We start from the raw sequence: 12,839 nt of genomic DNA, 5'->3' as shown, positions 1-12,839 counted from the left end.
AAAAAATAAGAAGGTGTGTCAAAAAGCACACCTTCTATTTCATACCATCAGCCAATATTATACAAACCAACGCACGTAGCAGAAATCCTGACGGTGCGGAAGATCCGGATTCTTGGGATACATACGGAAAGCATATTTAAAGCTTCCGGCATTCGACAGACTGCAAACAGCTTGGAATGTGTATTGAGTTCCTTCTTTCTTGATTACGCTGAACGGATCGACCGAATAAACATGCTGCTTCCCGTCGGGAGTGGTGTATGTGGTCACCATTTCCAACCCGACCGCATCGTCCAGTCCTTTCTCGTCTATCACATAAGTGATGGTATAATCCTTACCGCTTTCAATGTCTCCGTTTTCAAAAGCTTCCACTTTATCGGACGACACAATCTCGATGGAATCCCATTTCGAAACCACTTCTTCTTTCCATGCAGCAATAGCCTTCGCTTTGGCATTGTCATTAGCCGCCAAAGAGCGGAAGCGTTTCGCTTGTTTGTTATAGAACTTGCTGTAGTAATCATCAAGCTGACGCTTCATGGTATAATGAGGAGCAATCTGCGCGATAGAGTTCTTTACCACTTTCACCCAACCTTCAGAATACCCTTTCTTATTGCGCGCGTAATACAACGGCAGAATCTCTGTCTCAAGAATGCTGTAGATAGTAGCCGCATCCAATTGGTCTTGATGCTCCTGATTCTGATAAGTACGCTTATCGGTCAAGGCCCAACCGGCTCCCTCGCGATAGCCTTCCAGCCACCAGCCGTCCAATACGGAGAAGTTTACCACACCGTTCATCAACGCTTTTTCACCGGATGTCCCCGATGCTTCCAACGGACGTGTGGGTGTGTTCAACCATATATCTACTCCCGAAACAAGGCGGCGGGCCAACTGCATGTCGTAGTTTTCGAGGAAAATAATCTTGCCCAGGAACTCCGGACGACGGGAGATTTCAATGATGCGCTTTATCAATCCTTGTCCGGCGCCATCGTTAGGATGCGCCTTGCCGGTAAAGAGGAACTGCACCGGATAGTCGGGATTGTTCACAATCTTGGAAAGGCGGTCGAGATCGGTAAACAGCAAATGAGCGCGCTTATAAGTGGCGAAGCGACGGCCGAAACCTATCAGCAAAGCGTTCGGGTTGATTTTGTCCATCAGCGAAACGATGCGCGAAGGATCACCTTGATTCTTCAACCAAGTATCACGGAACTGCTTGCGGATATAGTCCACCAACTTCTTTTTCATGGTCATACGCGTGTTCCAGATTTCATCATCGGGTACATCGTAAATGGCTTTCCATATATTGGGGTTCGACTGATCCTGCAAGAAATTCTCATCGAAGTATTTCCCGTAAAGCTTTTTCCATTCCGTAGCGCTCCAGGTAGGGAAGTGCACACCGTTGGTGACATATCCCACATGGTTTTCTTCGGGGAAGTAACCCTTCCAGATTGAAGAGAACATTTCTTGAGAAACCTTTCCATGCAACCAGCTCACACCGTTCACCTCCTGAGAAGTATTGCAGGCAAAAACCGACATACAGAAACGTTCGCCTTTATCACCCGGATTGTTGCGACCGAGATCTACCAGATCATCCCAGCTGATACCCATCTTGGCGGCATATCCGGACATATACTTGCCGAACAAACCTTCATCGAAATAATCGTGTCCTGCAGGAACCGGCGTATGCACCGTATACAAAGAAGAAGCACGAACCAATTCGATGGCCTGCTCAAATGTCAAGCCGGTAGCCACATAATCGCAAATACGCTGTACATTGATTAAAGCGGCATGCCCTTCGTTACAGTGGTAAATATCTTTCTTGATGCCCAGCGCCTTAAGAGTAAGAATGCCCCCGATGCCCAGCAAGATTTCTTGCTTCAGTCGGTTTTCCCAATCTCCTCCATACAGTTGATAAGTAATAGAGCGGTCGAACTCGCTGTTCATCTCATTGTCCGTATCGAGCAAATACAAAGAGATACGTCCTACATTCGCGCACCACACATTGGCATATACATAATAATCCAAATAAGGGACTTCTACTACCAAAGGTTTTCCTTCGCTATCCAACACACGATCGATCGGCAACTGCCCAAAGTTCTGCGCTTCATAGTTGGCTATTTGCTGACCGTCCATAGACAGTGTCTGTGTAAAGTAACCGTAACGATAAAGGAATCCTACGGCACAAAGATCCACATTGCTATCCGACGCCTCTTTCAAATAGTCGCCTGCCAGTACGCCCAATCCTCCCGAATATATTTTCAGCACTTGGTTCAGTCCATACTCCATACTGAAATACGCTACCGACGGACGCTTATTGTCGGGCTTTACATCCATATAGGTTTTGAACTTCGAATAAATATCATTCATTCTTTTGAGAATAGCTTTGTCTTTTGCCAAAGCTTCCAGTCTCTCATAGTTCATACTCTCTAAGAGTAAAACCGGATTCTGACCGCACGCTTTCCAAAGTTCGGGGTCCAAATCTTTGAAAAGGCTTATGGCATCGAAGTTCCATGCCCACCAAAGGTTGCGAGCAATCTCAGACAATTTCTCCAACTCTTCAGGAATATGCGATTTTACAGTAACCTCTTTCCAATTGGGAGCATTCACATTACTCACTTGAATTTTCATAATGCTTTTGATTAATATATTATTAATAATAGTAACAACCTTATGACAACTGACGCTTCATGGCATTGCGCAAGGCAATATCATAAGCCTCATAATAATATTGTATAAAATGTTTCCACAAAGCCTGTTCCGCCACTTCGGCAGCACGCTTGCGAATCTCTTTCACTTCCTTATCCGTCTTATTCGAAAAGACTGTGACAGTCTCTTTAATACCCTCTGCCACTTCCGAATAATTATAATCTGAACGGTGCAACACTTCTACTCCGTCGTTAATTCCATGTTGGTTTCTCAAACTGTTGACCCACAAACCGAAACCGGCCAAGTCGGTGGTGATGGTGGGGACACGGAAAGCGACGCTCTCCAAAGGGGTATATCCCCACGGTTCATAGTATGAAGCGTAAACGCTCAAATCCTGCCCTATCAGCAAATCATAATAATCTTTGTTCCAGATACCGTCGTTCCCATTCAGGTAGCAAGGAACAAAAATCACTTTCACCTTATCTTCCGGGCGATTCTTCATACCTAAGCATTTCAGCATCTCCAGCACTTTGTCCTGTTCCATATTATGAAGCCGGTGGGTAATGAAAGGAGTTTCAAGCGGAGTGTCAAACTCTTCTCTACTTTTCAGCCTCATGCGCAAATCTTCACGGGCATCTCCTACCCAACCGGGTACATTGATAAAGGCAAGCACCTGCTTATGCAAGTTTTGGTCAGAGTTCAAACGATTCAACGCTTCCAGAAAAACATCTATCCCTTTGTTCTTAAACTCATAGCGGCCGCTGGTGCCAACAATCAAGGTATCGTCGTCGAGTTTGGTCTCCAATAAATGATTGGCCACGCTAAGCATCAATGCGCGCGCGCGTTTTCGTTTACCCCTGAAAGTAGATCCTTTCGGCACAAAATCGTCTTCAAAGCCATTCATTAAGATAACATCGGCAGGCTTATCAAGCAATTCCTTGCACTCGTTATTGGTAATTTCACTCACTGTGGTAAAGCAGTCTGCATAATGCGCAGTTTGTTTCTCGATAGAATGCTTGGACTGCATATTCAGCTCTTGCGCCATCTGGTCGCCGTTATATGCGAATAAATAGTCGTAAAGAGGCTTATGATTACCGGCAATGGAACGCCCGATGGAAGTGGCATGGGTGGTAAACACAGTCGCTATTTCGGGAACAGCTTCCTGCAAATAGAGGGCTCCCATACCCGTCATCCACTCATGCGCATGGAATATCGTTTTATCTGTATCGGTAAGATTGTAACGATAGAAACTTTCAACCACTCTTCCGGCAGCGAACGAAAACATGGAAGCTTCATCGTAGTCGCCATAAGCATGGAGCGAATCTACCTGAAAACGGTTCCACATCGCAGTATATATCTCATTCTTCTGATCAAAAAAAGGTTGGAAATCGACAAGGATGACAATGGGATGACCCGGAATATTCCACCGCCCGACACGGAGTGCAAGATTATCTTTTTCCTTCGCGTACTTTTTCCATGCAGCACACAAATTATCCGACTCGACAAACAAAGGATTCTCCCTCCCCTGCCATAAATCAGGACCTATAAAGAAAATTCTATCACGAAAATTCTCTTGCAAGGTGTTAGCCCGAGTCGACAATACAGTATATATTCCTCCTACTTTATTACATACTTCCCAGCTGGCCTCAAAGATGTAATCCGGAGTTAATAGATCTCTGATCATATTTATATTAAAACTCTTTTTAGTACGTATGCGCAAAAATACGAATAATTCTGTGTAAAAGAATAAAATATACAATAAATATAAGTAATTATTGTTGCTCGATAAATTTCGACCCCGTATCGGATTAATATAAGATATACTATGCTGTCAATATATGTTAACCTCACTGACAATATACAACCACCGCACTCGGCATATATCCTCACCATGACAATAAAATATACGCACCGAAATAGATAACCGATATATAGCATTTTTATAAATAAACAACTTACTTTTTTCGTTTGGAGATTCAAGATTGCATATTTCGTTTTTGCCTGAACCTCCTTTTAAAGGACTTGCAAGTTTTGCGGAACAGCAATATATAAGAAAGTAGAGAAAAAACATCCGAACATACAAAAAATCCCCTTATGAGTGCAAAGTCACATCCATAAGGGGTTCTATTATTTTTTTAAGAATAGAATATTCTCTGAAAAAGGTGTCAGGCAAGAGCGCTACCGATCAAGAAAGTCGCAGCCAAAGCTACAATAGCATAAAGTTCCGGAAACACAGCCAAAATCAGAGTATTACCAAAAACATTATGCCCCTGACCGATCGCTGCAATACCGTTGGCGCAAACTTGTCCCTGACGAATAGCGGAAAACAAAGCTACGATTCCCAATGCAATACCTGCTCCTAAAACGGCCGAAGCCTGAATAGCAGTAATCCCCGGAGTCAGAATACCAAAAATCACTTGAAACATAAAATAACCGGCAAAGCCATATAATCCCTGTGTACCCGGAAGCGCTGTCAACACAAGAAAATTACCGAATGCACCGTCATTCTTTTTCAATGCTCCGATTGCCGCATTACCTGCGATTGTTACTCCATAAGCGCTACCGATACCCGACAAACCTACCATAATACCAACGCCAATATAGGCAATAAACAAATTCATTTCCATAATTCTTTTATTCTTTTTTGTTTAATTATTAATTGTTTCTTTCTATTTTTATTCAACTCTTAAAAGGCTTATATTCTTTACCTCCACCTTCATAACCGGAGTTCTTGAAAAACTCTACAAAAGTCAGACGCATGGGGTGAACCATCGCGCCAAGGACGTTCATAAACATATTAATCGCATGACCGATAACGAAAATCAATACCATGATAATAGGTCCTATGATTGCATTATCCGGACTCATTCCCACTGCCAAACTATTGAATACTCCCGCTAATATACCGCCCGAAAGACCAAGGGCAAACAAACGGACATAGGATAGAATATCGCCAAGCAATCCGGTAGCCATATTATACGAATCCCAAAATCCCAATCCGATATTCAGGAAAATATTTTTCCCGGGACTGTTATAGAAGAATATCATAACAGCGCAAATGCACAAAATAACAAGATGAGGAGTACTTCCCAATGGCATCACACCTGGAAACAACACAGAAAACGCCGTAGAAAGTAACAATATAATCCATCCGATCGTAGCAACAGCGTATTTAAACCCAAACTGGATAGTTTGATTCACCGCTTTCAAAATCATACCGAACATGATCTGAATTGCTCCGAGAATAAGAGATAAGCGGAACATCTGATTATTATCCAAATAGACAAGCTCTTTCAACTTCTGCACAAACGGCCAATCAAGATCATAAATATTTGCACCGAAAAAGATTCCGGTAAGAAGTCCGGCAAAGAATGTCGAAGCACCAAGAACTTGGATTAATGATAAAATCGACTTCATAGACGAGCTTATTTTTTTAGCTACGAAACGATAAATTGTAGCTCCAATAAATAAAAATAATCCATATCCAGAGTCACCCAGACAAAGTCCGAAAAATACCATAAAGAACGGAGCAAAAAACGGAGTCAAATCAATTTCGTTATATTTTGGCAGCATATATAGCTTGCAGATCGGTTCAAACCAAGCAAACAGACCCTTATTATTTAGCAATATAGGTACATTATCCTCGGGTACAGGATCTGCAATTTCATAGTATGCATGTGATTTATTCAGGAATGCTTCAACAGCCGGTTGAGCTGCAACCGGTATCCAGCCTTCGATCAGTTTCAATTTGTCACCGACAGTTTGCTCGGTACTCAGCATTACTTTCGAAAATTCAATTCGGCTCTGTATTTCTTTGATAGCCGCCTCTAATGATGATGTTTCGGTTTCAGAAAGCAAAACTAATTTCTTTTCAATTTCATTTATAGCTTGCTCCGTAGTGTTATACAACATCTCTAAATGAGTCAGAGAGTATGCAGAAAGCTTAGATTGCTCAATGTCCAAATCTATTTCCTGTCCTTTTTTGGTAACGGTAATAAAGTAAACTTTTGAGGAAATCCGGTTAACGACCATGGCATTATATTCATTCTGCCATCCTTCTTTATAAGCTCTTTCCGAACAACTGTAAAAACCAACAACATAGCCGGCTTTCTCCAAGCGACGAATGTTCTCAGGTTCAAAGTCGCCCCATACTTGCAAAGCTGCTCTTTCTTTGGCATAACCCTGCAATTCCATCTGCAATCTCCCATGTTCCGCTTGTAGCGTATCCACCTCATCCAGCACCTGCAATCCACGAGCTGCCGTGCCCCCTTTGGTTACAACAACAGCATCCTTCTCGTGAGGCTGCCTTTGAAGCATTTTTAAAGTGGCCAGCAAACGATTGGAGAGGCGAATATTGTCTTGCAATTCCGCATTCTCAGCTATACCTTGCTGTTTCTCTACAATATGAACGACTCCTAATTCACGTAAGCTATTCAAAAATACTTCATACTCTTTGTGATAAACCAGGAATGTGAGTTTTTTCATTTTGGCAATCATACCTCTTCCTCCTTCCTCTTTTCTTGATGAGATTTCATGATCTTTTGCGATGATTTCGACAGGTTTTCTTCATCTTCCATAAATCGTTTAATCTTACGTAAAGCATCCTGATAACCGGGTATTTGCACTTTTTCAAAAAGATTTACTTTCTGAGTGGTTCTCTTACGCGCATGCTCAAGTAGGTTCAACTTAGCAAGCATAAATTCTCGCTCTATTGCTGTCTCAGCAAGCTCTTTTAATAAATGAATACCGTCAAAATACCATTTTGGAGCATTGAACATACTGTATGGCCGTATATCAAAGTCGACATTTTCAAGTAATGGCACACGTACCCCCGCAATTTTTTTTATACCAAGATGAACATCCTTCACCTTTATCAATGACGCATCAAACTCATTCCAAAGGGCGAACATGGACTCGTAGGCCTGAATTTGCCTTTCAAGCTTATCTCCTAATTCAGCTGCATTTTGTTTGCAACGTTTTACTTCTATACGCAGTGCACTCTCTTTATTTTTAATAATAGGCAATGTGCGCACACGTACATTCAGTTGCTTCTCGAGCTGCTGAAGAGAGGTTTTGTTATATTGGAATTTTATAGCCATTTCGTTGATTTACTATTTAAACTATTTACAATCGGACAGTCAAGCTCACTTCTTTCAACTGCTACAACACGATAAACGTACTCGTAAACCGAAAAAACGTCCGATTGCAAATTCTTTATTTCGGCCAATATTTTTCAACTAATTCTTGCTTGATATTCACCTCTTCCGGACGGAAATATTCTCCAAACAGTCCCCAAGCTACATCAAGCATTTCGGTTGTATCAAGATTCACATCAATAGCCAATAATTGATTTGAATAATCCTTTGCAAAAGCAAGAGTACGCTCATCATAATTGGTCAGGTCAAAGCCATTTTCCATTTTCGTCTTAGCATTGGCAGCATCCGCATACAGACGCACAGCAGCGTTCATCACCTGAGGATGATCTTTACGCGTTTTCTTACCAGTTACCAATTGCTTCAGACGAGACAACGAACGGAAAGGATCTACAATCACCTTCCCTATATCACTATCACGTCGTAAAAACAATTGTCCTTCGGTAATATAACCCGTATTATCTGGCACAGCATGCGTGATATCCCCACCAGACAAAGTTGTTACTGCAATAATCGTAATAGACCCTCCTGAAGGGAATTGAACAGCTTTCTCATAAATCTTTGCCAAATCGGAATACAATGATCCAGGCATAGAATCTTTAGAAGGAATCTGATCCATACGGTTGGACACAATAGCCAAAGCATCGGAATAAGAAGTCATATCAGTCAGCAATACCAATACTTTTTCATTCTTGCTCACAGCAAAATATTCCGCAGCCGTAAGTGCCATATCAGGAATCAATAAACGTTCTACGGGGGGATTTTCCGTCGTATTCATAAAACTAACGATACGGTCCAAAGCACCGGCATTAGAGAAAACATTCTTAAAATAGAGGTAATCGTCATTTGTCATACCCATTCCTCCGAGAATGATTTTATCCGTAGCTGCGCGTAAAGCTACGTTCGCCATTACTTGATTGAAAGGCTGATCGGGATCTGCAAAAAACGGGATTTTCTGCCCCGACACCAGCGTATTATTCAAGTCAATGCCTGCAATACCTGTTGCAATCAATTCAGATGGTTGCTTACGACGAACTGGATTCACTGATGGTCCACCGATTTCCACTTCTTCTCCTTCAATATGAGGACCACCATCAATCGGATCACCGAAAGCATTGAAGAATCGACCGGCGAGTTGATCACTAACTTTTAATGTCGGTGACTTGCCAAGAAACACCACCTCAGCATTAGTTGGGATGCCTTCTGTCCCTTCAAAAACCTGAAGAGTGATATCATCACCGGCAATCTTAACTACCTGTGCTAGTTTGCCATTCACTGTAGCAAGTTCGTCATACCCTACTCCTGTTGCTTTTAAAGAACAAGTAGCTTTGGTAATTTGACTTATCTTGGTATATATTTTTTGAAAAGCTTTTGTTGCCATTCTATAATCTCATTTAGCTATTTACAAATTACTATTTCACACTTCTTTCAGCAATCAACTCTTTCAACTCTTGTTGGAATTCATTATATTTCTCGGACTGGAATACAGAGTAGTTCATTTGTTTACAGATATTAATCATACTCTTAAAATAATCCATTACTGTATTGAAGTTTTCAAATTCAAAATCCGTATGGCAAATATCAATCACCATATTCAAAATAGCCACTTGTCGCTCCATAGGAGTTACCGCATCAATTTCATCAAAAGCATCCTGTTGCAGTATAACAAAATCAATCAGTTCTGACTTCCAGAAAGTTACGTGATATTCTACGGGCACACCATCATCGCCCAAGATATTAATCTGCTCCGCAATTTCCTTTCCTCGCTGCAAGCGTGTTTTAAGCTCATTAACCTTACCTATCCATTCATCATTGATATGATTTTTAATATAATCGGCAAATTCAGGATATTCTATATATTTTGAATATGAATCAATAGGATTGACTGCCGGATAACGTTTTCTATCAGCCCGCTCCTGCTCCAACGCATAAAAACAACGAGCCACCTTTTTCGTATTTTCTGTCACCGGCTCTTTTAAATTACCTCCGGCTGGCGATACCGTCCCTATAAAAGTAATAGACCCGGTTTCTCCGTTATTCAACTTCACATAGCCGGCTCGACCATAGAAGTTAGAAATTATGGCAGAGATATCCATCGGGAAGGCATCTGGTCCCGGTAGCTCTTCCATACGATTAGACATTTCACGCAAAGCTTGGGCCCAGCGAGAAGTGGAATCAGCCATTAATAAAACTTTCAGTCCCATCGAACGGTAGTATTCCGCCAACGTCATAGCTGTATAAACAGATGCTTCACGTGCAGCCACCGGCATATTAGAAGTATTTGCAATAATGATAGTACGTTCCATCAATTTTCTTCCGGTGTGTGGATCAATCAATTCTGGAAACTCTGTAAAGATTTCCACAACCTCATTAGCACGTTCACCACAAGCAGCAATAATAACAATATCTGCCTCCGCTTGTTTAGAGATTGCATGCTGAAGAACTGTTTTACCCGTACCAAACGGGCCGGGAATAAACCCTGTCCCACCCTCTACAATAGGATTTAGAGTATCTATTACTCGTACTCCGGTTTCCAAAAGTTTAAAAGGACGCGGTTTCTCTTTGTAATTAACCATTGCCCGCTTTACCGGCCACTTTTGAATCATATTCACAGAGATATCATTTCCCTCTTCATCTGTCAAAACAGCGATTGTGTCTTCGATCTTGTAGTCACCTTCAGACTCGATTGATTTCACGGTAGCCGTACCTTTCATTGTAAACGGAACCATGATTTTCAGTGGTTGAAAGTTCTCATCCACTCGCCCTAACCAATCGAAAGCTTGTACCTTATCACCGACATTTACCACTGGCACAAAATGCCAAATACGCTCTTTATCCAGTGGATAAGTATACTCTCCTCTTTTTAAAAAGACCCCTTCCATTTTGTCGAGATCATTCTGAAGGCCGTCATAATTCTTCGATAACATACCCGGCCCCATTGTTACCTCAAGCATGTGTCCTGTAAATTCGGCTTCAGCTCCCACTTTCAGTCCACGGGTACTTTCAAATACCTGAACATATACATGTGAACCTACAACCTTAATTACCTCTGCCATTAACTTATCATTACCGATAGATATATAACAAATCTCGTTTTGCGCTACCGGTCCGTCAACAGCAAGGGTTACCATGTTGGCTATAATGCCACTAACAGTTCCTTTTGTTGCCATATATTTTTTAATTTATTTTCTGAATTCTTCGGGAATTTCAATTTCGTTCTTCAGCGAGTCAATCAAGTTGCGGAACAACTCATTTCCTTTTTCTCTATCTAATGAAATCCATCGTTCAACCATTTCCAGTTTCAATAAAAAAGCGAAAAGACGTTCAATTGTAAAATAGTTAAAGAAAATAGCGTTTTCCAACCAATTCCATCGCAAAAAGTCTATTTTCTTTTCCCGCTCTACCAATTCTGTTATTTCACTTATTTTCAGCAAATTCTCAAAATATTCCACTTCGCTGGAAAGACCAAAGTCACGAGCATTAGAAGTACGCAAAGCTTCGGAGATATCTGTACTCCCTACAATGTTATGAGCAAAATCCCATTTAAATCTACGTGCAGTAAGTGCGATTAAAATATTATTGATATTTAAATTGAATTCAAACCACGAAGAGACAAACTCATTTCCGGATTCCATAGCATACGCATAATACAACGCAGCCAAATAATCTTCCTGAAGCACCATAGGTTCAATAATAGCATTCAGATAATCGGAAATAAAAGTAGATAAATAAGAAGGAAACTCTTTAGAGCTGATTTCTCCACCTTCTTTTAAAACAGAAATATATTCAAAAAGTTCTGCCGCAGAAAAATTTCCTCGCGGATCAATTGCGGCTTCTTTATCTTTGAGAAGTCTCAGAACATTCGCATTATCAAATTTAAGATAAAATAAGTCTATCAACTTTTGATCCGATGCAGACAGGTCCCCGTATATCTCTTTTTTAAAATCGGCCACCGTATAGCTCAGCTTATTATCTTCAAGAGAAATATCCGGTAAGCCGGCTACCAAGTAATAGTATTGACTCATAATATTTTAAAATAGCATTTCTACTAATTGCGGACGCAAAAAAGCTTTGAAATAATTCATGAACTCTTCTTCTCCGAAATTAATCTTATAAGAGCCATCTGCTGGCGAAATAGTAAAGAGAGTTTTAATACCATTTACCTGATCGATAGTAACACCTTTATTCAATAGTTCTTTTGCATGAGTTGCAAAATATTGCTTTAATGACTCCGCATCTTTGGTTGATATAACAATAGGTTCGTCCACACTCCATTTAGATGCCAAAGCTACAATAAAAGCATTCAAATAATCTTTACCTTGTGTAAACTCCTTCACAGAATCAGCTACTAACTTATCTGTCAACATTGTCGCTATTTCTGATTTGAGGGCATTAACTGCTTGTCCGGCAAATAATTTTAATTCCGATTTAGTATTTTCTGCCAACTCATTAGCAGCTTTTCGAGAGGAGAGAATCATTGATTCAGCTTTTTTTTCAGCATCTTCAACAATTTTTTTTGCTTCTTCCCGAGCATTCTCGATAAGTCTCTGAGCTTCTTCATTACCTCTTTCCACGCCTTCTTGATAAAGCTTATCGGTCAACTCTTGAATTTTTTTTTCCATATCCACAGAAGTATTTAATATGATTATTCTATAAGTGATCTATCTTTCCTCAGATTTTCGCCAAATTTACAAAAATCAATTAGAAAATAAAGAGAAAGACTAAAAGAAAACGTGTATAATAATAAAAAAAAAGCTTTTTAGGAAAAAATAACCTTGAAGCGATACATCTTGCTTTTTAAGAGAGCAAGTCAGTCCATATATAGATTAGAAGGAAGTCTTGCGGTATATAATACTTCACGATTTATCAGATATTTCTGTAATAACCCCTCTATCAACGACGATACTTTATATTCAAATATGCAACGCTTCGCGGGTGGGAAGATCGGTTTTCTTAACTCAAAGGCACTCAATACATACAGGAGTTCCCGGAAAAGGAAAAGAGCGCAGCCTTCCAAAGAATCCGTACTTGAACAAAGCAGAAAGG

Annotated in this window: 9 protein-coding genes; all 9 read right to left on the bottom strand. The window is 40.7% G+C overall.

The genetic code is table 11. The features are described from left to right. Positions 1 to 57: 57 nt before the first annotated feature. The 9 genes from GGR07_RS12995 to GGR07_RS12955 all read right to left on the bottom strand — a co-directional run bounded on the left by GGR07_RS12995 (position 58) and on the right by GGR07_RS12955 (position 12,415). Positions 58 to 2,622, bottom strand: coding sequence for a glycosyltransferase family 1 protein (locus GGR07_RS12995; protein ID WP_021647136.1), 2,565 nt, complete (start codon positions 2,620 to 2,622; stop codon positions 58 to 60). 40 nt (positions 2,623 to 2,662) lie between these two features. Beyond that, positions 2,663 to 4,324, bottom strand: a complete 1,662-nt coding sequence (locus GGR07_RS12990) for a glycogen/starch synthase (protein WP_034543792.1) — start codon at positions 4,322 to 4,324, stop codon at positions 2,663 to 2,665. Between the two features lie 481 nt (positions 4,325 to 4,805). Then, positions 4,806 to 5,267, bottom strand: a complete 462-nt coding sequence (locus GGR07_RS12985) for an ATP synthase subunit C (RefSeq protein ID WP_021647138.1) — start codon at positions 5,265 to 5,267, stop codon at positions 4,806 to 4,808. Positions 5,268 to 5,319: 52 nt separating this feature from the next. Beyond that, complete coding sequence (locus tag GGR07_RS12980; protein WP_021647139.1) at positions 5,320 to 7,137, bottom strand: V-type ATP synthase subunit I; 1,818 nt, start codon at positions 7,135 to 7,137, stop codon at positions 5,320 to 5,322. Next, entirely contained in the window at positions 7,134 to 7,739 is a 606-nt protein-coding gene (locus tag GGR07_RS12975) for a V-type ATP synthase subunit D (RefSeq protein WP_021647140.1), read from the bottom strand. The genes GGR07_RS12980 and GGR07_RS12975 overlap by 4 nt, the downstream gene beginning before the upstream one ends. Positions 7,740 to 7,854: 115 nt before the next feature. After that, the gene (locus GGR07_RS12970; protein WP_021647141.1) at positions 7,855 to 9,174 is read right to left on the bottom strand and encodes a V-type ATP synthase subunit B; all 1,320 of its coding nucleotides are present in this window, start codon (positions 9,172 to 9,174) and stop codon (positions 7,855 to 7,857) included. Positions 9,175 to 9,205: 31 nt separating this feature from the next. Continuing rightward, positions 9,206 to 10,963: a V-type ATP synthase subunit A gene (locus GGR07_RS12965; RefSeq protein ID WP_021647142.1), complete on the bottom strand. Its 1,758-nt coding sequence runs from the start codon at positions 10,961 to 10,963 to the stop codon at positions 9,206 to 9,208. A 12-nt stretch (positions 10,964 to 10,975) separates the two neighbouring features. After that, the gene (locus tag GGR07_RS12960) at positions 10,976 to 11,818 is read right to left on the bottom strand and encodes a DUF2764 family protein (protein ID WP_021647143.1); all 843 of its coding nucleotides are present in this window, start codon (positions 11,816 to 11,818) and stop codon (positions 10,976 to 10,978) included. 6 nt (positions 11,819 to 11,824) lie between these two features. Then, positions 11,825 to 12,415 carry an ATP synthase subunit E gene (locus tag GGR07_RS12955; RefSeq protein WP_021647144.1) on the bottom strand — a complete coding sequence of 197 codons (591 nt, stop codon included), beginning with the start codon at positions 12,413 to 12,415 and terminating at the stop codon, positions 11,825 to 11,827. Positions 12,416 to 12,839: the final 424 nt, after the last annotated feature.

The sequence above is a fragment of the Bacteroides pyogenes genome, assembly GCF_014196225.1.
Classification (GTDB): domain Bacteria; phylum Bacteroidota; class Bacteroidia; order Bacteroidales; family Bacteroidaceae; genus Bacteroides; species Bacteroides pyogenes_A.
This window is presented reverse-complemented; position numbering and strand designations above follow the sequence as displayed.

What these genes read in the sequence shown, in the direction of transcription:
- GGR07_RS12995 (WP_021647136.1), bottom strand. Translation starts at nt 2,622, where the DNA reads ATGAAAATTCAAGTGAGTAATGTGAATGCTCCCAATTGGAAAGAGGTT.
- GGR07_RS12990 (WP_034543792.1), bottom strand. Translation starts at nt 4,324, where the DNA reads ATGATCAGAGATCTATTAACTCCGGATTACATCTTTGAGGCCAGCTGG.
- GGR07_RS12985 (WP_021647138.1), bottom strand. Translation starts at nt 5,267, where the DNA reads ATGGAAATGAATTTGTTTATTGCCTATATTGGCGTTGGTATTATGGTA.
- GGR07_RS12980 (WP_021647139.1), bottom strand. Translation starts at nt 7,137, where the DNA reads ATGATTGCCAAAATGAAAAAACTCACATTCCTGGTTTATCACAAAGAG.
- GGR07_RS12975 (WP_021647140.1), bottom strand. Translation starts at nt 7,739, where the DNA reads ATGGCTATAAAATTCCAATATAACAAAACCTCTCTTCAGCAGCTCGAG.
- GGR07_RS12970 (WP_021647141.1), bottom strand. Translation starts at nt 9,174, where the DNA reads ATGGCAACAAAAGCTTTTCAAAAAATATATACCAAGATAAGTCAAATT.
- GGR07_RS12965 (WP_021647142.1), bottom strand. Translation starts at nt 10,963, where the DNA reads ATGGCAACAAAAGGAACTGTTAGTGGCATTATAGCCAACATGGTAACC.
- GGR07_RS12960 (WP_021647143.1), bottom strand. Translation starts at nt 11,818, where the DNA reads ATGAGTCAATACTATTACTTGGTAGCCGGCTTACCGGATATTTCTCTT.
- GGR07_RS12955 (WP_021647144.1), bottom strand. Translation starts at nt 12,415, where the DNA reads ATGGAAAAAAAAATTCAAGAGTTGACCGATAAGCTTTATCAAGAAGGC.